Origin of the sequence: Aminobacter aganoensis, assembly GCF_014206975.1 — a bacterium.
Lineage (GTDB): Bacteria > Pseudomonadota > Alphaproteobacteria > Rhizobiales > Rhizobiaceae > Aminobacter > Aminobacter aganoensis.
Genome location: NZ_JACHOU010000009.1, coordinates 47899 through 68594, shown reverse-complemented (window position 1 = coordinate 68594; position 20696 = coordinate 47899). Strand labels below are relative to the sequence as shown.

Sequence of the window (20696 nt, the reverse complement as noted above, 5' to 3'; positions counted from 1 at the left end):
GATCCGCACTGGGCCTGGCAAATCTGCCGGGCCCTTTCCGCTTTCGCATAGGAGAAAATCGCAAATGCCCGCAAATATCGTCTACGATTGCGCCAGTCTGGGAAGCGTCATTCGGTACCTTGACTCAACCCCGAAACCACCGGAGCGGTTCAGGAAGAAGCTCGCCGCCTGGAAATCCCGCAACAGCACCGGTCGCCTGGTGAAGAAGGAACCACCGCGCGAGCGACCGACCTACAGTTCGCCCGCCTGCTTCACGCTGCACGAAGGCGATTTCGGCCAGGATGGCACCGTCATCATCTCGGTCAGGCGCACCTACTCGGTCGAGACCGACCTGCGTTTCGAGATCGTTCAGCGCCCTGCCATAGGCAGTGTGCGCGTCCTGCAAATGCTCGGCGACATCCCGGAACTTCTGCATCTTGCCCCGAACAGGGAGTCGGCGGAACGCTGGCTCGCCAACAATCGGTACAGTCGCGCCTATCTCGAGGAGGTGACCGCCGACGAGGTTGGCGCCGACGTCATCGAAGGCCGCGCGCCCGCCTGACTTTCTCACCCACATAGAATCCACCGACGACAGGCCCGGGATCGCATCAGCGATCGCCGGGCCTGTCTCGTTCATGGAGATCGACATGTTCGACTGGACCAAGACCTGCTCCTATGACGAGCACCAGAAGAGACGTTTTCACACGACGGCCCGTTCGCGGCTGAAAAAACTCGCCGCCGAACTCCGCCTGCCGCCGGGATCCTATGACCTGCGCTCGAACAAGGCCGGCATAGCTGTTTCAGGTGAAGTGACCCTGCACCACGGCAGCGCCTATATCCAGGTCGGCCAATTCGGTATGTCGTCGGGACACGGCATCCTGATCCGCACCTGCAAGGGTCGCAAGGATTATACCGGCGGCGCCAATCACTTTGTGGCGCTGATCATGCTCGACGATATCCCGGCACTTGCCGCGGCAGTCCGCGCGATCACCGGCATCGGCAGCAACGGCTTGCTTTCTGCCGACCGCCACGCCGCCTGAGCCGCGCCACCCCGAAACGGACGAAGCTGCTGCGCTTGCCGCCGGATCCAGCGCGACGCCGCAGCTTCGTCCGCACGGGAGGATCTTTCCCCTTCAAAACCAGAAAGGAATGTCGCCATGAATGCGACCATTCGTGAGGCGCCGGAACGGCCGATCAGCCGCGCATTCGGCACGGTGTTCCCGAAGCCAGACCAAATGGCCAGACTATCGCCTGCAGACCGCCGCCTTGCGCTCCTGCTGGCCAATGAGGCCCGTCATGAAATCCCCGAACTTGCGCTTCCCAATTTCGCCACGCCCGAAAAGGACGATGCGCCGATTGGACAGGTTAGGTCGGCAGACGTCGACCTCGGAAAGACTGAGCAGGACGAGGCGATCGGCCTCGACCTGGCGCGGCTTCTCGACGGGCGCATGCTCGTGCAGGGCGCTTCCGGGGCCGGCAAGTCGTGGACGTTGCGTCGACTGATCGAGCAGACCGCCGGCCGCGTCCAGCAGATCATCGTCGATCCAGAAGGCGAGTTCCGCTCTATTTCGGAGACGTATGGTCACTTCCATGTCGAGGCGCACAAGCTCGACACGGCCGCATTGGCCGTACTTGGCGCCCGCGTAAGGGCACATCGAATCTCGGTCCTGCTCGATATGTCGGAACTGGATCGCGAAGGACAGATGCAGGCGATCGCCGCGTTCTTCGAAGCGCTCGTCAACGCACCAAGGACACATTGGCATGCGTGCCTCGTGTTCGTGGACGAGGCACATCTGTTCGCGCCTTTCGGTGGACAGTCGACGGCGGCGACCTCGGTGCGGCGATCGGCGATCGGCGCCGTGGTCGACCTGATGAGCCGCGGCCGCAAACGTGGCCTCGCAGGTGTGCTCGCCACCCAGCGCCTCGCGCGGTTGGCCAAGTCGGTCGCCTCCGAGATGCACAATTTCCTGGTCGGCATGAACACGCTCGATCTTGATATCCGCCGCGCGGCCGAGACCATCGGCTGGGACGCCAGCAGGGCATTCGACCGGCTCCCGATGCTCGAGCCCGGCGATTTCGTCGCGGTTGGACCGGCGTTCTCCCGGTCGCCTGCCGTCCTGCGCGTCGGCGGCGTGGTCACACATCACCGCGGAGCAAGACCCGAAATAGAGCCTCCGGACGATCTCGACAGCAAGACGGCAGCTGAACTGCTCGACCTCGACTCGCTGATCGACGCGACCCAGGCCGATGACGATCTTCGTGAGGAAAATGCCTTGGTGCCCGGTCTCAGGGCCGTGCGCGCCTTCATTCGCGATCCGGCTTTCCCGATCGCCGGCAGGCTCATCCAGGAACTGCGCAGATTGCAGCCGAACGGCGCCCACGTGGCCGACATAGCCCCTGGGCTTTCCATCGACCCGGCCGAGGTCGCCGCGGCGATCACCCTGCTCGACCAATATGGCGCGCTCGAATTCATGGGCGAGGGCGAGGATCGCGCGATCCGGATCGAGAAGGGAATGTGCCAATGAGCCTGCAACCGGTCTCTTTCAGCAAGGGCAGAGCGCATCTGCCACGTCTGTCCACACCCTACATCCCGGGCCGGCGTGATCCGCGATTCTGGACGAATGATGAAATAGATATCGTCCGCCGTTACTATCCGACTGGCGGCGCTGCAGCATGTCTCGCGCACCTGCCAGCGCACCGAACGAAATCGGGCGTCTACGTCCAGGCCGGCAAGCTCGGCCTGACCGCCAAAGTCGGCGGCGGGCCAAAAGTCAGGATCGAGACGCCACCAGATTTCGACGAGACACTGAAGGACGCATGGTCCGAGTTGGACGGCAAGCAACGTGGCGCTGTAAACAGGCTCGCCGAGCGTCTCGGGGTCCCACGCTGGTGGCTCTCGCAGCGTGCACGCAAGCTCGGGCTGACCATGCCCCACAAAAAGCAGCCACCATGGACGGCCGCCGAAGACGCGCTGATGGCGAAGGTTCCGCTCCACAACCCCGATCGCTGTGCCGAAATCTTCCGGGAACATGGATTCAGGCGATCACCGACTGCGATCATGGTTCGCGCAAAGCGTATCGGGCTGTCTCGCCGGTTCAATGAGGGCTTCTCCGCCAGGCAGGCCGCGCGGATCCTCGGCTTCGACGACAAGACCATGACCGCCTATTGCATCTCGGGCGAACTGAAAGCGTCGAAACGCAACGGCAACCGCCTTCCGCAGCAAGGCGGAAGCCGGTGGATCATCACCCCGGCCGACCTGCGCCGCTTCGTTATCGACCAGCTGGAACGCATCGATTTTCGCAAAGTCGACAAGTTCGAACTGGTCCACCTGCTCACCATGGTGACGGATCGCGAAACCGATATCCCGTCCCGCTGACCAGAGGCCGGTGCGTCCATCCCCGACCGATATCGGTGTCATCCAGCCACAGCGCTCCGATGTTCGCCAGACAAAAACGGCGGCGAACCACATCCATCGCCATCGATCCGCACCACCTTCGAAAGGAAGACGACATGGCAATGCACAGGATCAGAATCGTCCAGGTCTTCAAGGCCACACGCATCATCGAAATCGAGGTAGAGGCCGAAGATCAAGACGAGGCCATCGAGGTCGTGTCATCGGGTGCCATCGACACACCCCACTTCGATGATCCGCATTGGAACACCGGCTGGGACCTCCAGAACGAGGAGGTGGAACCGGCATGAACATCGAGGATGGCTACGACCTGCCTCTCCGCGTGACGTTCGAGGAAGAAGGTGACGCCTACTGGCACTGCAACCTCGCGGTGCTGCCGCGCGTCGGCGAGACAATCTTCATCGGCTCCGCACCGAAAGGCGTCAAGCACATCGTGGCCGGTATCGATCACCATGTCGGCGCTGCCAACCACCGGATCATCATCGCTGTCAGGCGGTTCGTTTGACGACCGCCCATGACGTCCATTGCGAAAGAAACGACCATGATCGAAATCACGATTTTTCCGATGCGCACGCTACCGGAGGGCAGTGCGACAATCGCGGAGCGTCCAATCGAACCTGATTCCTGGGACGTGCTCGTCCGAGACGAGAATGGCGACGTTCTCGATGAGGCAGATGATATCAAAACCTATGCCGCGGTCGAGACCGTCCTTGCTGCGTTCCTCCTGAAATATCCCGACGCCGACGTCGAGGAGCTCTGATCTGTTCGGCCGCACCATACCGCCAGGGCAGGCCTCCGTGATCTGGCCCCTGTGATCGGCTCCCCTCGACAAGGACGCAGGCGGTCACAGTCGCCGTCAATCGTCCTTGCACCAATTCCATGGAGCTTTCCTATGACTACGCTGGAAACCCGCCGCTTTGTCGTGATCTCCACGGCACATGTCTCCGAGACTACGGCCAAGCGGCTTGACAACACACCGAACAAGGATTGGCCATGCCTTGGCGCTCCCTATGGCGAATATGGCTGGTTCCTCTATGCCCACGAAGAGAACGCGGGCGTCTGGCCAGATGTCATTCCCGACGACCTCTTCGCCGTCATGACCTGGGCCCGGCGCCAGGGATTCGACTACATCCTCTTCGACTGTGACGCCGACCAGGTTGTCGGCCTGCCTGCATTCGACTGGTGACGCCAGCACCACCTTCCCTATCCGATCCGCGCATTAGTTCCGGCCGCAGAGGAAGAGAGGGGCCGGTTTTGGGTGCGCGCTGGCGGGGCGGGGAGGGCCCTGCCGGCTGCGGCGTGGCATGCGGTTCGTGAACCTCGACGATCGAAACTGATCCCGACAATCGCTGCCATGCCTCTCGCCCTTCGAGGGGCCGATATCGATCTGCAATTTTCAACCGAGCCCGGCCATCGCGCCGGGCTTCGTCGTTTCAGGAGGTAACAATGGACGCTAAACAAGCGAACCCAGCCGGCTACGTGCCGGATCAATGTGTTCCGGCGAGCGAAGACAAGCAGGTGATGAACCTCCTTCGAGCCCTCGGCATCGAAGAGATAGAGTACCACCTTGATGGTGGCGGTGACTCCGGGGACACCAATCTCGAACGCATCCTTTATGCCGATGGTCGCGAAGATACGCACCTCCCGGAGCTTCCGATCAGTTTTTCCTCTCGTGGCGAGATCCACACGCTCGGGCACTATCTCGACGACCTCGCATCCAATTTGCCGGAGGGCGACTGGATCAACAATGAAGGCGGTTCCGGTGAAGTCTTCATCAGGCCGAGGGCGGACGAGGAGGATTGGTTCGAATGCAACATGACCTACCACGATGAGGACGACAGCGAGGACGATTTTGAGGAAGACGATCTCGATGATGACGATGACCCTGCGGCCATCGACCCGCATCAGCATGACGCTGTCCTCGCAGATGGGGAGGGCGCACAATGAACGCCACATCTCCATCCACCAGCTGGACCCATCTGCGTGCATGTTCAGCGGCAGAACTTCTCTCGCACGTACCGGCATTCGCGAAGCTCGGCACGCATCCAGCGATCAACGCCCTGGTGACGATCTCGGCATTCGCGAGGACTACGATCACAGCCAGACGTTCGGTCAACGGCGTCGAGGCCCGCGTCTCCGTCAAGCCGAAGCTCCAGGACGATCCCCATGCCACGCAGCTCGTCAAGGACATGGAAGCCGCGATCACGGCCAATGCCTGTCGCGCCGGCTCAACACCGCAATTCGATCTCGGAACCTGGCTGGATCGCTACGGCTATATCGATCTGCTTGCAAAGGCTGTCGAGGCCGGTGCGCGCGAGATCGCCCTGAAGACCATGGCCGAGATGATCTCGAAAGCCATCGCAACGGTTGCGCTGCAGGTGGGTCATCTGACCGACATGCATCTCAAACGCCTGCTACGTCGCGACATTCCCGGTCTGGAAGAGCGTCCGACCAGCCCATGCTCGACACTCGAATGGCTGCTTGCTGTCGATCATTCCGGTGACCCGAGGCGGCCGATCCTGCTGACCCGACGTTGGCAGGCGCTCCGGATCTACGCCTCGCTTTCCACGGTCCTGCGCGAGCCGAACATAACCGCAACCATCGATGAGGGCCTTCCACTCAAACCCGTGCTGATGGATCGGCTCAACATCACGACACCTGAACTCAGGGCGCTTCGTGGTGCGCGATCCCTTACCACTGCACTGCGGATCGGTACTGATTTCGAGGCGACGATTGCCGAACTCAAAGCCCATGGCGTTCCCCTTGCGGAATGGCCCGGCCGCGGCGAACCAGACCAGCCCAGTGCATGGTCCTTGTCACCATGGGCGGCGTATCATCGCAACAACATCATCCGCGTCGACTATGTCAGCGCCAACCAGCACGCTACAGACGCCATAAGTTCTCTTGCCGACGATATTCTGCGGCCGGTCGTCGCCAACCGGCTCGTGCTGGCAAACCGTTCCATCGTCGCCAACGTCTTCCTCCATTCGTTGGCGTTCCCGACGGGTTTGCGCGACAGTCCGGATCGCCGCGCCTTCCTGTCTATCCTCAACAAGGCGATCATCGGAACCCGCGGGATCAAGGCCTTTCATGAAGCGGCCGAACTCTGGCACCGTCGGGTCGCGACGCTCTCGGCGGTTCGCCATGAACACAGAACCGACCGCCCGGGTTGGCCGTCGATCTGCCCGCCTTGGCAATGTCCACGAGGACTCCACGACATCGTTCCAATCACCACGGCCGGCGGCCTCGTCGAGGAGGGCAACAGCCTCGACCACTGCGTTGGCGGCTACTACCAACCTTGCCGCTCCGGCGCCGTGCAAATCCTGTCGTTGAAGCGTGGTGGTAGTCATGTCGCGACGATCGAGCTGAAACTGTCAGGCACGACCGCTGACACGCTCTCCTACCAGGTTGGACAGTTCAAGGCACGCCGCAACCAGCGACCCGACGACGAACTGCATGATGTGCTTCGCGCCTTCCTCAGCGATTTGAACTGCCGCAGACACCCGATCTTCCGTTCGCAGCTCGCCGCCCATCGCAAGCGAATGCAACGGGAAGGTGACTATGTGTGGAGTTCCCACACACTGCCCATCGCGCATGCCCGTGAGGTCTTTCCGTTCTACCTGCCGCTGCTGCCACGCAATACGCCGGGAAGCCTCGACGCATGGTGCGAAAAGACAGGCCTCGCCCATGCTGTCGATCGCGCCATCGTGGCGCTTTCCAGCCCGATCGATCCGGGCGCCCCAATCCCCTACTGAGAAGGAGGACCGTACGATGCATCCCTACGACCATGCGCGTTCGTCAGCGAAATCCATGGCGGCTGCTGGAGCGACTTTTTCCAGTTCCATACATGGTTCGACTCGACGAAGGCCATACAGTGCCGCTTCACGCATCGCGCACTTCGTCACCACCTGCAGGGCGTCGAAGAGGCAATTCTGCTCTTCGGCGCCACCATCGCCAATGGAGACGGCATTGCCGTCGACACCCGCACACTCGGGCTGCTGCATCTCGAGGAAGATTGCGGCATGATCCCGTCGGCAAGCGACTGGTTGCTTGGCTTTCAACGCCCCGATTGGCTTCGCTCCGTAAACATCGATGCTGAAGAATTGGCGCAGGACAGCGCTCGCCGTTTCGGCGGCGATGCAAGCCTCTATCTGCCGCTCCACGGTTGGTTCCTCGCAACGTCCAGTTGGTGCGACGGGATCGAGCATCTGCTGTTTCGCCATCACTCGTTCGGCGTCTTCGAAGCCGAGACTCGCTTCGGTCCGGTCTTACAGTCGGATAGTGGCACCACAGTGCCGACACGGATCGTCGCCGAACGCCATGTTCAAACCGTAGTAGGTTCGATCCCTCCCGCGATCGACGTGCTCAGGCGCATCAAGGCCGAGCGCTGGATGTTGCAGGCGACATCGCCACGTAAGCTCGGCCTCGACTAGCAGACGATAACCTCCCGATCCATCCGTCGGGCATCCAACCACCACCAACTGCATGCCGTCACACGCCGCGGTCCACGCCGCGCGATGCCGGTCTGCGTCCAGGAGAAACCGCCATGACTTCACATCCTCCCTTCAGGAAGGTGTTCGACGGGGTCGCCACGCGCGAGCAGATGTTCCGGCTGTTCAACCACCACCAGGACAATCCGGCGTTCGATCCGCTGTCCGGCACGCCATATGCGTGCGAATGGTTCGAGATAAGCCCGTCAGACTACCATTTCATGCTCGGCCTGCCAAGATGCAAGGCGTCCGCGAAGGCCATCCGCCATGTCCATATCGAACATTCGACGCGCCCAGCGGCTGGTTTCGGCCGGGGTTGCGCGCGGGAGGTAGAGGCAGGGCGGCGGGAGGTGGTGTCGGGTTTCGGGAGAGGGGACCGGCATCACGATTCTAACGATTGCCACGCAACCTTCATGAACGGGAACCGCAACAATGTGCCGAGTCCTCAACAAGCACACAGACGTCATCGCGCCGGAAGCCAAATACATCGGCCGTGGATCGAAATGGGGCAATCGCTTCGTCATCGGCCGCGACGGCGATCGTCAGACCGTGGTCGCGAAGCACGAGCACTGGCTCGCCGATCAGCATGACCTGCTCAGATCGCTCGACGAATTGAAGGGCTGTGACCTCGTTTGCTTTTGTCGACCCAAGCTATGTCACGGCAATCTTCTGATCCGACTGGCGAACGCCACGCGCGAGGAGCGCATCGCCTGGTGGCGCAGCGTCAAAGCGGGCGGATGATCGGCATGCCTCGCTGATCGTTCGGCAATCACCGAATTATCACATTTTCCGCCCGGCCTCGTGCCGGGCATCGTTTTTCATGACAGGAGCAATCCCATGCCCAGGTTCACCATCGAAGCCACCTACCGCATGCCCTACTACCGGCAGCGCACCTACGATGCCGCAACGCCAGCGGACGCGTGCCGTCTCGCCATCGAGGACGCGGACTGGTCGGGCGAACTGCCCGACTTCGAATGCGCGGGCCACACCTACATCACCGGCATCTGGAGCGGGGCGGATTGCGCCTACAGGGGCGAGGCGTTGGCGATACCGTCGCATTTCGAGGAAACGACGCAGCGCATGGTCGATCACTTCCCCGTCTTGCTCGACCTGCTCGCCTGTCCGGCCCAGCCCATGGGGCTCTCTCGGATTGATTTTGAGCGCTGGTTACCGAAAGCCGTCGCGGCCGTCGAAAAGGCGAAAGCCATCATCGAAGAACGCCGCGATCCCGATCAGGGATCCATGCCGGAGGCATCGTCATGACAAACTATGTCCTGGCCTTCTACGAGATCAATAGGGTCTGTGGGGGGCCTGAAGAGGGCGGCTGGTGGTACGACACTGGCCAGATCGTGCGCGTCTGGCGCACCTTCAAGACCAAAGAAAAGGCATTCGCCGTCGCCCATCGCGCCAACCGTCTTCTGGAGCGCCTGCAGCAGCACCGACCAGATGTGAGGTCAGTCGTCTATGCAGGCGGCCGCTATTCGGTCTCGGTCTACGAGGACTTCGCTCCAAAATTCTATCCCGAAACCCGGCCTCGCTACGAATAGGCCGTTCGGCCTACTTCTTCCTGCGAAGCACCTCAGGCAGCCGCCGCTTCCATCGCTGGCCCCGCGGAAGGCTCTCGGTGCTTCCGCGTCGTCTACGAGATGGTTTCGGACTCGCCGGGTCGATGTCAGCCACGTCACCCGGCGCATGCGCGAGATCGTTCGCTTCGATATCCGGATAGCCCTGCGCCCTGGGAGGCGCGATTATGGACGGAGCGACCGCCACATTTTCTGGCGCAGCGGGTTCCATGACCTTCGCCTCCGTCTGCGACGGCGCGGAATCTGGCAGTTCGTTGTTCGCTTCGGCGGCGATCGCAGAAAGATCCAGTCCGCCCCATATCGACTGCTTCCGGGCACCGTCGCCACGCTTCTTCTTCACCTCGACGACGAAGGGTCGGGTCTGCCGCTTCATGATTGGCGTCCTGGACAGGATTCGATCCGTGGACCGGATCACCGGGCCCACCTACATCGGCCACGTTCTACCGTCCACCCGCACGAGGCTTGAGAATACGTGCATCCACCGGATGATGTCGGCGCGCAAGCCAGTTGGCAAGAGGCTCCCCGCGTAGGTCCGAGCGGCAATCGACCCGGCCATTCCCACCGTCCACATCAACTGCGACGACAATCAAACGGATATCGGCACTCCGAGACTGCTCGCCCGAAGGTCGCAGGATGCTCACCCTGATGCACGATTGCTGCTCTTTCCCCGCCATGCCGTCATGATCGCTGCGAGGGATAAGGCCGTCCAACGCATTCTTTGAATCAATGGCGGCGAACCGATTCACCACGTTGATGGAAGCGCTTCAGTACACGGTCCCACAAACCGGATCAGGGCAACGCCGGCATGTCACCGTCGGCGACACGCCATATCCACGGCCTCATTTCCGGGCGTGCCGCAATCATGTCCTGCAAGGACGCTTCGAAGTCCTCATCCGCTCCGGCCGGAACGATGAAGAGGGCGAACGGCTCCCTCCTGTTCTGAAGAAGCGCGTTCGCGATCGGTTGATCCGGGTGCAGATTGTAGCGAAGGCCCTTGATGCTTTTTTCACGGAACCGGGCAAGAGCATCGACCAGCCGCTTCTCGTACATCGTCTCGTAGGGGATCCAGTTTTCCGACACGATCATCAGCGCGACTTCCTCGACGATGGCCAGCCCCGCCGGATTCAGTCCGAACGTTGCAACGGCGATCAAATGCGAAGAAGGATCGGCGCCCCACAGCGAGAATTCGCGCTCGAAGCGGGCCAGCAGCCGCCGATGTAGCGTATCGTCGATCAGTAGCGGAAATCCCGGCAGATGCCTGATGACGACCTTTTGGCCCGATCTCGCCGGCGCGACTTCCTTCACCTCGCCGACAAGCACCATCAGCCGGCGTGGCCCGGTCTTCGGCGGCAACGCGGCGGCGAGCGCCACGCTGCGCCGCTGCTCGATGGCCTCCTTGTTGTCGGCACGAAACGGCTCAGGGACGAACAGAATGTCCGAAAGCTGGCCACCCTTCACAGTCATCTGCTTCGCCGCCTCGAGCAGATGCCAACGTACGTTCCACCAATGTCGTTTCCCCGCCCACCTTGAGGTCCAGACGGTCAGCTCGGCCTCGTGCCACAGATAGTGCAGCAGGCCACGCAAGGACAGTTTCCTCTGGTCGGCGCTTACGCCGGCCGGACCGCCGTCGCCCGCGACGGGCGGTGCCCGACTGCCGGTCTTCGACAGGCTGAAGTCAAGCTTGAGCGCCGCCGTGCCACTTTCAGCGTCGAGTTGAATAGCACTTCCCATCAGAGGTCCGAGACCTGACAGCGCATAGGGAGATTCGTAGGACTCACAGGAGGGATCGTGCTCGCCGCCACTGAGCGGCATGCGCTTGATCACGTGAAGATCGCCGATCTGCGCGATGTACATCGCGCATCCCGGATCGCGGCACAGGCACAGCGGCCGCTCCTTGCGGGTGTAGGCTGCTGCAAGCGCTGCCTGCAGTTCCGGCACCTCATCGGTGAAGACGTCACCGCCAATCGAAAATCGCCGCATTACCTCCCTTGCTCCGGGTCGCCGCCGCATCCCCTGTATTCGTATTGAGTCACGGCTTCGGGCAGGATGCAACCCTGGGATCGAGCATCGTCCGAGGGAGAGGGCGGCCGGCAGGGGGTGAGAGCCGGCGCGGAGAGAGCGGGTTGCCGGCTGTCGTTCACCCGGCCGCTCTCGGAGAACCACGATGCTTCCCCACTCCTCGACAGCGACCACCGACAGGCTCGCCTGCGAAGCCGGCATTCTTGCTCCTTGGCGGCGCGCCGCACTTCTGCGCAACAAGACCGTCATCCTGGATACGCTCGCCGCCGCCCGCATCGCGCGCGCCGACATCGAGTTCGAGGATCTTCCCTTCGGCTGCTATATTCACAGCGCCAACGCCTATGGCGATGCGGGCCGGTTCATCCTGCCGGCCCTGCAGCTACGCTATGCAGAGCCGGGTCGTCGACTACGGTTCCGCCACCGCAAATTGCATCTGATCGCAGCACTTTCCCGCATGCTGGACGATCTGCTCGGTGATGCCTGGAATTCGGCGCTCGACGCCGAAGGAATCCTGAACATCGACGTTCAGGGCAGGGTCTTCCTCCTTTCCGGCCACAGCAAGGACGTCGACCGGCAAGCTTTCCGCCGTCTCTACTAGCAACACGCAGCGCCATAGATGCGGCCTGCCCAGACCAATCCTTCCCATTTTCCGAAGCTCAAGAGGTTTCCATGCCGACGTACAAACTCGGATCGAGCTCGCTCGTCCATGCGCCGGGCCTGATCGCCTGGGCGATCAACGCCTATGTGTTTCCGCGCGACCGTGCCGCGATCCTCCGCGTCGTCACCGACACTTGGCCCGGCCTTCCGGCCGATAGCGCTCGACGTCTTCTCACCGGAGAGCAGGCCTACAGGATCGAAGACGATACAATTGTCATCGACGTTACGCAGACCGATGTCGCCGACGCCACTTCCTGGACGATGGACAGCACAGGGAAGGTGGGACAATGACCGACTATATTGTCAAACTGCGCTTCTGGCTGCGCTGCTGGGACAGCATGACGATCGACGCAGCCAGCGATGCCGACGCGATCGCCATCGCACAGCATGTCGCGCGCGAGCTGATGCTTGGCTCCGGCTTTCCAGAATCCATCGAAGCCGATGAGCGCCGCGAGGGGCTCATCTCCTACATCGACCGTCTCGATTCCGAAGGCCGCAATGAAATCGCCGAGGCCGTCGAGTTCGACGGCGCCTGTCGGCTCTTTCCGGAGGCAGCCGCCCTGATTGTGCGGCTGGCAGACCTTCATCTCGATCTCGTGAGCGGCGAGGGCGAGTTGCGCCGACTCCTCGCCGACCTCGTGCGGAAAGCCCGCCAGATCACACCGGACGTTCCGCCACGTTCCAGCCTGCCGGAAATCGGCAACCGGTAGCGGCCGATCCAGGACGCGCATCGTCGTCTCTTCGTACATGCCGACGGAGGGAGAGCGGGGCCGGGAGGGGTGCGGCCCGGCCGGCGCAGAGAGAGTGCCGGCGGGGCGCTCACTCTCTCCCGCGAAGGACATCTCCATGAACATCATCACGTCCACCCCGGCCGTCACCCGGACGGCAGCTCCCATCGTCACGCCTGCATCCAGCCCTGCCGAAAGTGCTGCCGCGATCCATCAGGCGGCACTGCTCCTTCTTCCCTTCCTCGAACAAGGCGAACCCGTCACCACGGCCGCACTGCGCACTTTCATGAGCGAGAGCTTCGGCGGCAGCGATGCACAGGGGCGGTGGGTCTGGAAGGATGCCTATGAGGCGCTTGAAGCCGCTCAGGTCCTTTTCCTGCGCCGCTACGGATCGGCCATCCTGTCCCGGTCGACCTCGCCGCAGGCGGCCCTGGCGATGATGAAACGCATCGCCGATCTCATGCCCACCCATACGCGGCGCTCTGCCGAAAGCCAGGCCATGCAGCAGTTGTCGACACCCCTCCCGCTCGCCTTCGTCACCGCCCATGCGGCAGCAATCGCGTTGTCGGACACGGTTCTCGAACCCTCGGCCGGTACCGGCCTCCTCGCCGTCCATGCCGAACTCGCCAGGGCGTCGCTTGCGCTCAACGAATTGGCCCCTACACGCGCCGATCTGCTCGGCCTGCTCTTTCCCCGAATTGCCGTCTCCCGCCACGACGCGGCCCATATCGACGACCACCTCGACCCCGCGATCGAGCCCTCGGTCGTGCTGATGAACCCACCCTTTACGGTCGGCGCGCATGTCGAGGGCCATGTTTCCGACGCGGCATGGCGGCATCTCTCCTCGGCCTTTGCCCGCCTCAAGCCCGGTGGCCGGCTTGTCGCCATCACCGGCACGGGCCTTTCTCCTGAAAACCCGAAATGGCGGCCTGCCTTCGAGCGGCTGCAGCAGCAGGGCAGGGTGGTCTTCACCACGGCGATCGACGGCCGCGTCTATGCCCGCCATGGCACCACCGCCGAAACACGTCTGACCATCATCGACAAGATCCCGGCGCCGGACCCGTCCGGATTCGTTACGTCGACCGGCAGAGCGCCGGATGTCGAGACGCTGCTCTCGTGGATCTCGGATCTGCCGCCCCGTATACCGGGCGGCTTTCCGGATTCGATCGGCGCGCTGTCGAATGGCATCCTGCGCAATGCCACCCTGCAGATGGCAGCCCGATCCGCGGGGCGGTCGGCACCGATCACCGTCTCGGTAGCTTCCCGGAAAGCCGCCAGCCCGGTCCGTCCTGTCCACCGGGAGAAGCCCGCCCGGCCGCTCGCGTCGAGAAGCCGCCCGGCCGTTCCGCTCACCTATGAGCTGCGCGACTGGATGCCCGAACAGGGCGGCGGTCTCACTGACGCGATCTACGAGCCCTACGCGCTGCAGTCGATCGAAATCCCGCGCGCCAGGGCCCATCCGACGCCACTGGTCCAGTCGGCGGCGATGGCCGCGGTCGCGCCGCCAAAACCGTCCTACCGGCCGCTCCTGCCCGATGCGATCATCGACGAGGGTCAGCTGTCCGATGGTCAGCTCGAAAGCGTGATCTATGCCGGCGAAGCCCATTCCGGTCATCTGGCTGGAAGTTGGACCGTCGACGAGACCTGCGACGTCGTCTCCGCTGCACCTGAAGATGCCGAAAACGCCGTTCGCTTCCGCCGTGGATGGTTTTTGGGCGACGGCACCGGCTGCGGCAAGGGTCGGCAGGTCGCCGGCATCATCCTCGACAACTGGCTGCAGGGTCGCCGGCGCGCCATTTGGATTTCCAAGTCGGATAAACTCCTGGAGGACGCCCAGCGTGACTGGTCCGCACTCGGCCAGGAACGCCTGCTCGTCCAGCCGCTGTCGCGCTATCGACAGGGCACGCCGATCCGTCTTGCCGAAGGCATCCTGTTCACCACCTACGCGACCCTGCGCTCGCAGGCGCGCGATGGGAAGAAGTCGCGCATCGCGCAGATCATCGACTGGGTCGGAAAGGACTTCGACGGGGTCGTGGTCTTCGACGAAGCGCATGCCATGGCGAACGCCGCCGGTGGCAAAGGTGAACGCGGCGATGTCGCGCCGTCCCAGCAGGGCAAGGCCGGCCTGCGGATCCAGCATGCGCTTCCCGACGCGCGCGTCGTCTATGTCTCGGCGACCGGCGCCACTGCCGTCGAGAACCTGGCCTATGCCCAACGCCTCGGCATCTGGGGCAGCGAGGATTTCCCCTTCGCCAACCGCGCCGAGTTCGTCGCGGCTATCGAGGACGGCGGGGTGGCGGCGATGGAGGTTCTTGCCCGCGATTTGAAATCGCTCGGGCTCTATACGTCGCGTTCGCTCTCCTATGACGGCGTCGAATACGACCTGCTCGAGCACGCGCTGACCGACGAGCAGATCCGCATCTACAATGCCTATGCCGATGCCTTCCAGGTCATTCACAACAATCTGACAGCCGCGCTCGAGGCGGCCAACATCACCAGCGAGACCGGCACGCTGAACCGCAACGCCAAGGCTGCGGCGCGCTCGGCCTTCGAAAGCACCAAGCAGCGGTTCTTTTCCCACCTGATCACCTCGATGATGACGCCGACCCTCATCGGCGCGATCGAGCAGGACCGGGCCGACGGTCATTCGTCCGTGGTGCAGATCGTCTCCACCGGCGAAGCCCTGATGGAACGGAGGCTGGCCGAGATCCCGACCGAGGAATGGTCGGACCTCCATGTCGACGTGACGCCACGCGAATATGTCGGCGGGTATTTGATGCACTCCTTCCCGACACAGCTCTTTGAGGAGTATTCGGACGCGGAAGGAAACGTCTATTCGCGCCCCGTGCATGACGCCGACGGCAATCCCGTCCAATGCCGCGAGGCGGTACGCCGCCGCGACGAGGTGATCGAGAGGATCGCCTCGCTGCCGCCGGTCGGCAGCGCGCTCGACCAGATCCTCCATCATTTCGGCACGGATGTCGTCGCCGAGGTGACGGGGCGCTCGCGCCGTATCGTCAGGAAGATCGGCCGCGACGGCGTCGACCGGCTCGCGGTCGAAAATCGTTCGGGATCGGCCAATCTCGCCGAGACGCAAAGCTTCATGGATGACGACAAGAGCGTCCTGATCTTTTCCGATGCCGGCGGCACCGGCCGCTCCTATCACGCCGATCTCGGCGCGAAGAACCAGAGGCTGCGCAAGCACTATCTGCTTGAGGCTGGCTGGCGCGCCGACAATGCCATCCAGGGGCTCGGCCGAACCCACCGAACCAACCAGGCGCAGCCACCTTTGTTCCGACCCATGGCCGCCAATGTGAAGGCGGGAAAGCGCTTCCTGTCGACCATCGCCCGGCGGCTCGACACCCTGGGTGCGATCACACGCGGCCAGCGGCAGACCGGCGGGGCAGGGCTGTTTCGGGCCGAGGACAATCTCGAAAGCCCCTATGCCCGCGCGGCGCTGCGCCAGTTCTATTACCTGCTCTACCAGGGCAAGATCGACGGCTGCTCGCTCACGACCTTCGAGGCGGTCACCGGTCTGTCGCTCACCACCGAAGAGGGCGGCTTGCGCGACGAGCTGCCGCCGATCACCACCTGGCTCAACCGGCTGCTGGCGCTGCGGATCGAAACCCAGAACCTTTTGTTCGAAGTCTTCGAGCAACTGATGACGGCCAAGGTCGAAGGCGCCATCGCGGCCGGCACATACGACAAGGGCCTTGAAACGATCACAGCGGAGAGCATCACCGTCACCGATCGTCGAACGGTCTATACACATCCGGTCTCGGGCGCGCAGTCGCATGTACTGACCGTTGCGCGCAAGGATCGGATTCGCCCGCTTGGTCTGCCCGAAGCGCTGGCAATCGTTCGCGCGGAACCGCAGTCGGTCCTGCTGGTCAATACACGGTCGAACCGTGCATCGATCCAGCTGCCGACGGCAAGCCTGATGCTCGACGATGGCGCGATCGAGCACCGCGTGCGTCTGCTGCGCCCGACCGACGAGCTGCGATTTGGCCTCGATGCCCTTGCCGAAACCCATTGGCAGCCGGCCGACCGAAAGCTGTTTAGCGAACTCTGGCAAGCGGAAGTTGCCGCGGTCCCCGAGTTTACCACCAGCACCTTCCACATCGTCACAGGCCTGCTGCTGCCGATCTGGCGGCGGTTGCCCGATCATGATTGCCAGGTCTACCGAATCCAGACCGATGCGGGCGAACGCATCATTGGCCGCCACATCGCGCCAACGGTGGTCGCGACCATGCTGCGCAACCTCGGCATCGACAATGTACCGTCGCTGGCTCCGGAGGACGCCTGGGCCGGACTGGTCGACGGACGGATCGGGGTGCAGCTTGCCGATGGCCTGGTCCTGCGCCGCAGCCGGGTGATGAACGCGTACCGCGTCGAGCTGATCGGCTTCTCTGACGCCATGGTACCGCGGCTGAAGGCTTTGGGCCTGATCTCCGAGATCATCTCCTGGAAGCTCAGGCTGTTCATCCCGACTGGCGCGCAGGGACCGTCCATGCTCGCCGCCCTCCTCGAACGCCACACGCTGGTCGGCGTCACCGACCGGTCGGCACCGGCCTGAGCGTGGGAGGCGATCATGGCCGGCTCGGCCTCCGAGCTGGCGCGCCGTCTCGGCGAAGATGCCGAGGCGGTGTGCCGCGAATATCTCTCAAACGGCCATCGCTCGGGCAATCACTGGATCGTCGGCGATGTGCGCAACACGCGGGGCCGCTCCATGCATGTCCGGCTCAAGGCCAACGCCAAAGGTCCGGCCGGCAAATGGGTCGATGAGGCCACGTCCGAGTTCGGCGATCTTCTTGACGTCATCCGCGAAAGCTGCGGCCTCGTCGAATTCCGCGATGTCGCCGATGAAGCGCGTCGCTTTCTCGCCCTGCCGCGTCCGCAGGTGCAAGGCGCCGGCGCGCAGCGCCACCCTGCGGTGGCGCATGGCTCACCCGACGCGTCGCGTCGCCTCTTCGCCATGTCGCAGCCGATCGCCGGCACGCCGGCCGAACGCTATCTCGCCGGCCGCTGCATCCTGCTCGGCAGCCGCGAGCGCTCCCTGCGTTTTCATCCCGGCTGCTACTACCGCGATCTGCTGACCGGCGAGACGCTCACGCTGCCCGCCCTGATCGCTGCCGTCACCAGTCTCGACGGGCAGATCACCGGCCTGCAACGCACTTATCTGTCCCATGGGCTCGATCCTCGCGGGCCAGTGGGCAAGGCCGCGCTCGCCGATCCCCGCCGCTCGCTCGGGCGTCTCTTTGGCAACGCCATCTGGCTCGGCCTGCAGCCCGGCACGCCCGTGCCGGTCATGGCCGCCGGCGAAGGCTTCGAGACGATGGCGTCGCTGCGCACGGTGATGCCAGCGCTTCCGGTCGCGGCCGCCACTTCGGCCAATCACCTCGCGGGCCTGTCCTTCCCGCCCGGCTGTCGTCGCCTCTACATCGCGGCCGATGCCGACGCTGCCGGCCGGCATGGCATCGAGCGGCTCAGCCAGCGCGCCGGCGAAGCCGGGATCCTCGCCCTGGCGTTGCGGCCGCAACTCGGCGACTTCAACGACGATCTGCGCCATCTCGGCCCCGCCTCGCTCATCGCGTGGCTTCGCGATCAGCTCCTCCCCGACGATGCGCGTCTCTTCTTGCCGTCCGGCTGAACGGGCTGGGCCGGCAGGTGGGTGGGCGGCGTCAGCGGAAGGCCCGCAGGCAAGGAGGAAGGTCCGGCGGAAGCGGCCGCGCCCGCGGCCTGCCTGAGAGGCGATCCCTGCCACCCCCCGGGCACGGCCGCAACAGCGGGCAAGCCCGCTGTCCTCCGCTTCGCTGCGGCCTTCGGTGCGGCCGCGCCCGGGGCGCGGCCGGGATGCGCTGTCAGGCCGCGATGGGCGCGGCCCCAACCGACGGAGACCCACCATGACCTACGAACTTCCCTTCGATGACGCCTACGAACCCTACCATGCCTCATCGCCCACCGACCGCGTCATCCTCGAACTGCAGATGTACGGCCATCGTCCGCATCAGGACGAGCCGGACCCACGGCCACTGCCCGACGAGAACGTGATCCGCGCTGGCCTCGCGGGAATCGTCGAGACCTTTGCCGGCATGCTCGGCGACACCAGGCTCGAACCCGACCTCGACGACCTGCTCTGGTCCTTCACCAATGTCTTTCACCGTGCCGCCGAGCGCGTCGCGCGCAACCTCGACCGCAACGAAGTGGCACAACGCTCCAGCCAGAACGAGCAGGACGGCTCCGAGGTGAAGTCTGTCGAGCTGGAGCGGCTGACGGCCGAAGGCGTCACCTATATCGAGCGCCGCAACGTACTCGAAATCATGCGCGACGAAGCCGCCGACCTCTACGAGGCGCAGACAGGGTCGGCCTGGCGGCCACGCACCGGCTCCAAGGTTTCCCATCAGGCCATGACGGCAGCGGTGATCGACAGCCGGGACTTCCTCGCCGCGCGCCGCCATGCCGAGACAGAGGTTCTTGTGCCGGCCGGCACCAAGATCGCCTTTTCCGGGGGCGTGGACTTCAATGACCACGACCGGATCTGGGCCGCCCTCGACAAGGCGCGCGAGAAGCATCCCGATATGGTGCTGCTGCATGGCGGCACCCCACGCGGCGCAGAGCGGATCGCAGCGTGCTGGGCCGATGCCCGCAAGGTCACGCAGATCGCCTTCAAGCCGGACTGGAACAGGTACGCCAAGGCCGCTCCTTACCGGCGCAACGACCAGCTCCTCACGGCAATGCCCTACGGGCTGATCGTCTTTCCCGGCTCGGGCATCACGGACAACCTCACCGACAAGGCCCGCAAGCTCGGTATTCCCGTCTGGCGCTTCACGGAGGCCGGCGCGTAAGCGCCGGTTTTCTTGCAAATCTGGAAAATATGGATATTATGGAGACTTTACGGAGTACGGCCATGCGGCAATTCACGACAGGCGATCTCAACAAGCAGGTCGGCGACGTCACCGATGCCGCCGCCCGAGAACCGGTCGTGCTCACCAAGCACAGAAAACCCCGTTTCGTGCTGATGAGCTTTGAACATTACGAGCGGATGCGCCGCGGCAGCGATCCACGGCGCGCCCATCATGTATCCGAGATGCCCGAAGACCATCGCGAGATGTTCCTGAACGCGATCGACCGGCTGTCGCAAGGGGAGGGCTACGACGATGAGCGTTGAGTTCCTGCCCGGCCAGGTCATCGACTATCCCTATCTCTGGGCATGGCAGCACGAGCGTGGCGAGACCGAAGGCCGCAAGGTCCGACCAAGCTGCGTCATCGTCGCCATTCGAGGTGCAAAGGATGGTCTCACCCATCTGGCGCTGCTGGCGATCACCACCCAACCGCCACAGGCCGGTCGCGTCTCGATCGAGGTCTCCGATATCGAATGCAGGCGCGCTGGTCTCAGCAATATCAGGCGGTGCTGGATCGTCGCCGACGAATACAATTACGACATTGCCGAGCGCTCCTTTCATCTCGAACCACACAGCAAGATCCACGGCCGATTCAGCAAGGCCTTCGTCATGAAAATCGCCACCGCCTTCATCGAAGCGCAGGCATCCGGGCGGCGTGTCAGCCGTCTGGACTGACACCGCCCCACCAGACGATGTATGCGGCTTTTCACCCTCGCTGATACGGTTGTCCTTCAGGCAATCCTCGGTCCGACTACATCCCGCCGCTGCACGTGGTTGATTGGTCCGCCATCTGACGACTTGCCGGCGAAGCCGCAGCTCTGCCAGTCGACGGGCGTGATCGACGCATCGTCTATCGATATCGCCAGCGCGGATCGTGCCCCTCTTATCATTTGGGTTGAGCCGATGCTTGGGCGGCGGGGAGGGAG

The 20696-nt window shown here is 63.5% G+C and carries 24 protein-coding genes and 2 pseudogenes; 24 read left to right on the top strand and 2 right to left on the bottom strand.

Annotated features, from left to right (window positions below):
* The first annotated feature begins 64 nt into the window (after positions 1-64).
* From GGR00_RS17460 to GGR00_RS17390, 16 genes and pseudogenes are all read left to right on the top strand, one after another.
* Entirely contained in the window at positions 65-541 is a 477-nt protein-coding gene (locus GGR00_RS17460; protein WP_184700156.1) for a hypothetical protein, read from the top strand.
* Positions 542-626: 85 nt separating this feature from the next.
* Positions 627-1019 (top strand): hypothetical protein, encoded by a 393-nt coding sequence (locus GGR00_RS17455; RefSeq protein ID WP_184700155.1) that lies wholly within the window; start codon positions 627-629, stop codon positions 1017-1019.
* Positions 1020-1136: 117 nt separating this feature from the next.
* Positions 1137-2504, top strand: a complete 1368-nt coding sequence (locus GGR00_RS17450; protein WP_184700154.1) for a helicase HerA domain-containing protein — start codon at positions 1137-1139, stop codon at positions 2502-2504.
* Positions 2501-3355 carry a helix-turn-helix domain-containing protein gene (locus tag GGR00_RS17445; protein ID WP_184700153.1) on the top strand — a complete coding sequence of 285 codons (855 nt, stop codon included), beginning with the start codon at positions 2501-2503 and terminating at the stop codon, positions 3353-3355. The genes GGR00_RS17450 and GGR00_RS17445 overlap by 4 nt, the downstream gene beginning before the upstream one ends.
* A 134-nt stretch (positions 3356-3489) precedes the next feature.
* On the top strand, positions 3490-3681 hold the full coding sequence (locus tag GGR00_RS17440; protein WP_184700152.1) for a hypothetical protein: 192 nt from the start codon (positions 3490-3492) through the stop codon (positions 3679-3681).
* Positions 3678-3896, top strand: coding sequence for a hypothetical protein (locus tag GGR00_RS17435; protein ID WP_184700151.1), 219 nt, complete (start codon positions 3678-3680; stop codon positions 3894-3896). Before GGR00_RS17440 ends, GGR00_RS17435 begins: the two co-directional genes overlap by 4 nt.
* Before the next feature lie 36 nt (positions 3897-3932).
* Positions 3933-4151, top strand: a complete 219-nt coding sequence (locus tag GGR00_RS17430; RefSeq protein WP_184700150.1) for a hypothetical protein — start codon at positions 3933-3935, stop codon at positions 4149-4151.
* Positions 4152-4283: 132 nt separating this feature from the next.
* On the top strand, positions 4284-4577 hold the full coding sequence (locus GGR00_RS17425) for a DUF5983 family protein (protein WP_184700149.1): 294 nt from the start codon (positions 4284-4286) through the stop codon (positions 4575-4577).
* 260 nt (positions 4578-4837) lie between these two features.
* Positions 4838-5338 (top strand): hypothetical protein, encoded by a 501-nt coding sequence (locus GGR00_RS17420; protein WP_184700148.1) that lies wholly within the window; start codon positions 4838-4840, stop codon positions 5336-5338.
* The gene (locus GGR00_RS17415) at positions 5335-7146 is read left to right on the top strand and encodes a PcfJ domain-containing protein (RefSeq protein WP_184700147.1); all 1812 of its coding nucleotides are present in this window, start codon (positions 5335-5337) and stop codon (positions 7144-7146) included. Before GGR00_RS17420 ends, GGR00_RS17415 begins: the two co-directional genes overlap by 4 nt.
* Positions 7147-7197: 51 nt before the next feature.
* A pseudogene (locus tag GGR00_RS28675) lies at positions 7198-7407 on the top strand (DUF6915 family protein); the annotation flags it as partial.
* Positions 7408-7413: 6 nt separating this feature from the next.
* The gene (locus GGR00_RS28305; protein WP_246441435.1) at positions 7414-7824 is read left to right on the top strand and encodes a DUF6915 family protein; all 411 of its coding nucleotides are present in this window, start codon (positions 7414-7416) and stop codon (positions 7822-7824) included.
* A 113-nt stretch (positions 7825-7937) separates the two neighbouring features.
* Positions 7938-8102 (top strand): annotated as a pseudogene (locus GGR00_RS28510) (DUF1419 domain-containing protein); the annotation flags it as partial.
* Between the two features lie 211 nt (positions 8103-8313).
* The gene (locus tag GGR00_RS17400) at positions 8314-8622 is read left to right on the top strand and encodes a DUF4326 domain-containing protein (RefSeq protein ID WP_184700146.1); all 309 of its coding nucleotides are present in this window, start codon (positions 8314-8316) and stop codon (positions 8620-8622) included.
* Positions 8623-8718: 96 nt separating this feature from the next.
* Complete coding sequence (locus tag GGR00_RS17395) at positions 8719-9144, top strand: hypothetical protein (protein WP_184700145.1); 426 nt, start codon at positions 8719-8721, stop codon at positions 9142-9144.
* Complete coding sequence (locus GGR00_RS17390; RefSeq protein ID WP_184700144.1) at positions 9141-9428, top strand: hypothetical protein; 288 nt, start codon at positions 9141-9143, stop codon at positions 9426-9428. The genes GGR00_RS17395 and GGR00_RS17390 overlap by 4 nt, the downstream gene beginning before the upstream one ends.
* A gap of 10 nt (positions 9429-9438) precedes the next feature.
* On the opposite strand, the gene GGR00_RS17385 is transcribed toward GGR00_RS17390, so the two are convergent.
* Together GGR00_RS17385 and GGR00_RS17380 are read right to left on the bottom strand one after the other, a co-directional pair.
* On the bottom strand, positions 9439-9837 hold the full coding sequence (locus GGR00_RS17385) for a hypothetical protein (protein ID WP_184700143.1): 399 nt from the start codon (positions 9835-9837) through the stop codon (positions 9439-9441).
* A gap of 416 nt (positions 9838-10253) precedes the next feature.
* Entirely contained in the window at positions 10254-11444 is a 1191-nt protein-coding gene (locus GGR00_RS17380) for a DUF1173 domain-containing protein (RefSeq protein WP_184700142.1), read from the bottom strand.
* A gap of 184 nt (positions 11445-11628) precedes the next feature.
* On the opposite strand from GGR00_RS17380, the gene GGR00_RS17375 reads away from it, so the two are divergent.
* The 8 genes from GGR00_RS17375 to GGR00_RS17340 all read left to right on the top strand — a co-directional run bounded on the left by GGR00_RS17375 (position 11629) and on the right by GGR00_RS17340 (position 20445).
* On the top strand, positions 11629-12081 hold the full coding sequence (locus tag GGR00_RS17375) for a hypothetical protein (RefSeq protein ID WP_184700141.1): 453 nt from the start codon (positions 11629-11631) through the stop codon (positions 12079-12081).
* Positions 12082-12152: 71 nt separating this feature from the next.
* Positions 12153-12431 (top strand): hypothetical protein, encoded by a 279-nt coding sequence (locus tag GGR00_RS17370; protein WP_184700140.1) that lies wholly within the window; start codon positions 12153-12155, stop codon positions 12429-12431.
* A gap of 47 nt (positions 12432-12478) precedes the next feature.
* The gene (locus GGR00_RS17365; RefSeq protein ID WP_184700139.1) at positions 12479-12850 is read left to right on the top strand and encodes a hypothetical protein; all 372 of its coding nucleotides are present in this window, start codon (positions 12479-12481) and stop codon (positions 12848-12850) included.
* A 136-nt stretch (positions 12851-12986) separates the two neighbouring features.
* On the top strand, positions 12987-17444 hold the full coding sequence (locus tag GGR00_RS17360; RefSeq protein WP_184700138.1) for a strawberry notch family protein: 4458 nt from the start codon (positions 12987-12989) through the stop codon (positions 17442-17444).
* Positions 17445-17459: 15 nt separating this feature from the next.
* Positions 17460-18518 carry a DUF7146 domain-containing protein gene (locus tag GGR00_RS17355; RefSeq protein ID WP_184700137.1) on the top strand — a complete coding sequence of 353 codons (1059 nt, stop codon included), beginning with the start codon at positions 17460-17462 and terminating at the stop codon, positions 18516-18518.
* A 253-nt stretch (positions 18519-18771) separates the two neighbouring features.
* Entirely contained in the window at positions 18772-19713 is a 942-nt protein-coding gene (locus GGR00_RS17350) for a DUF2493 domain-containing protein (protein ID WP_184700136.1), read from the top strand.
* 62 nt (positions 19714-19775) lie between these two features.
* Positions 19776-20036: a type II toxin-antitoxin system prevent-host-death family antitoxin gene (locus tag GGR00_RS17345; RefSeq protein WP_184700135.1), complete on the top strand. Its 261-nt coding sequence runs from the start codon at positions 19776-19778 to the stop codon at positions 20034-20036.
* A complete protein-coding gene (locus tag GGR00_RS17340; RefSeq protein WP_184700134.1) occupies positions 20026-20445 on the top strand; it encodes a hypothetical protein in 420 nt (139 codons plus the stop codon). Before GGR00_RS17345 ends, GGR00_RS17340 begins: the two co-directional genes overlap by 11 nt.
* Positions 20446-20696 lie beyond the last annotated feature (251 nt).

Coding starts and splice junctions, on each gene's coding strand:
- GGR00_RS17415 (WP_184700147.1), top strand. CDS start 5,335: ATGAACGCCACATCTCCATCCACCAGCTGGACCCATCTGCGTGCATGT.
- GGR00_RS17420 (WP_184700148.1), top strand. CDS start 4,838: ATGGACGCTAAACAAGCGAACCCAGCCGGCTACGTGCCGGATCAATGT.
- GGR00_RS17340 (WP_184700134.1), top strand. CDS start 20,026: ATGAGCGTTGAGTTCCTGCCCGGCCAGGTCATCGACTATCCCTATCTC.
- GGR00_RS17380 (WP_184700142.1), bottom strand. CDS start 11,444: ATGCGGCGATTTTCGATTGGCGGTGACGTCTTCACCGATGAGGTGCCG.
- GGR00_RS17355 (WP_184700137.1), top strand. CDS start 17,460: ATGGCCGGCTCGGCCTCCGAGCTGGCGCGCCGTCTCGGCGAAGATGCC.
- GGR00_RS28305 (WP_246441435.1), top strand. CDS start 7,414: ATGATCCCGTCGGCAAGCGACTGGTTGCTTGGCTTTCAACGCCCCGAT.
- GGR00_RS17395 (WP_184700145.1), top strand. CDS start 8,719: ATGCCCAGGTTCACCATCGAAGCCACCTACCGCATGCCCTACTACCGG.
- GGR00_RS17440 (WP_184700152.1), top strand. CDS start 3,490: ATGGCAATGCACAGGATCAGAATCGTCCAGGTCTTCAAGGCCACACGC.
- GGR00_RS17365 (WP_184700139.1), top strand. CDS start 12,479: ATGACGATCGACGCAGCCAGCGATGCCGACGCGATCGCCATCGCACAG.
- GGR00_RS17455 (WP_184700155.1), top strand. CDS start 627: ATGTTCGACTGGACCAAGACCTGCTCCTATGACGAGCACCAGAAGAGA.
- GGR00_RS17385 (WP_184700143.1), bottom strand. CDS start 9,837: ATGAAGCGGCAGACCCGACCCTTCGTCGTCGAGGTGAAGAAGAAGCGT.
- GGR00_RS17390 (WP_184700144.1), top strand. CDS start 9,141: ATGACAAACTATGTCCTGGCCTTCTACGAGATCAATAGGGTCTGTGGG.
- GGR00_RS17450 (WP_184700154.1), top strand. CDS start 1,137: ATGAATGCGACCATTCGTGAGGCGCCGGAACGGCCGATCAGCCGCGCA.
- GGR00_RS17370 (WP_184700140.1), top strand. CDS start 12,153: ATGCCGACGTACAAACTCGGATCGAGCTCGCTCGTCCATGCGCCGGGC.
- GGR00_RS17430 (WP_184700150.1), top strand. CDS start 3,933: ATGATCGAAATCACGATTTTTCCGATGCGCACGCTACCGGAGGGCAGT.
- GGR00_RS17425 (WP_184700149.1), top strand. CDS start 4,284: ATGACTACGCTGGAAACCCGCCGCTTTGTCGTGATCTCCACGGCACAT.
- GGR00_RS17350 (WP_184700136.1), top strand. CDS start 18,772: ATGACCTACGAACTTCCCTTCGATGACGCCTACGAACCCTACCATGCC.
- GGR00_RS17460 (WP_184700156.1), top strand. CDS start 65: ATGCCCGCAAATATCGTCTACGATTGCGCCAGTCTGGGAAGCGTCATT.
- GGR00_RS17345 (WP_184700135.1), top strand. CDS start 19,776: ATGCGGCAATTCACGACAGGCGATCTCAACAAGCAGGTCGGCGACGTC.
- GGR00_RS17400 (WP_184700146.1), top strand. CDS start 8,314: ATGTGCCGAGTCCTCAACAAGCACACAGACGTCATCGCGCCGGAAGCC.
- GGR00_RS17375 (WP_184700141.1), top strand. CDS start 11,629: ATGCTTCCCCACTCCTCGACAGCGACCACCGACAGGCTCGCCTGCGAA.
- GGR00_RS17360 (WP_184700138.1), top strand. CDS start 12,987: ATGAACATCATCACGTCCACCCCGGCCGTCACCCGGACGGCAGCTCCC.
- GGR00_RS17445 (WP_184700153.1), top strand. CDS start 2,501: ATGAGCCTGCAACCGGTCTCTTTCAGCAAGGGCAGAGCGCATCTGCCA.
- GGR00_RS17435 (WP_184700151.1), top strand. CDS start 3,678: ATGAACATCGAGGATGGCTACGACCTGCCTCTCCGCGTGACGTTCGAG.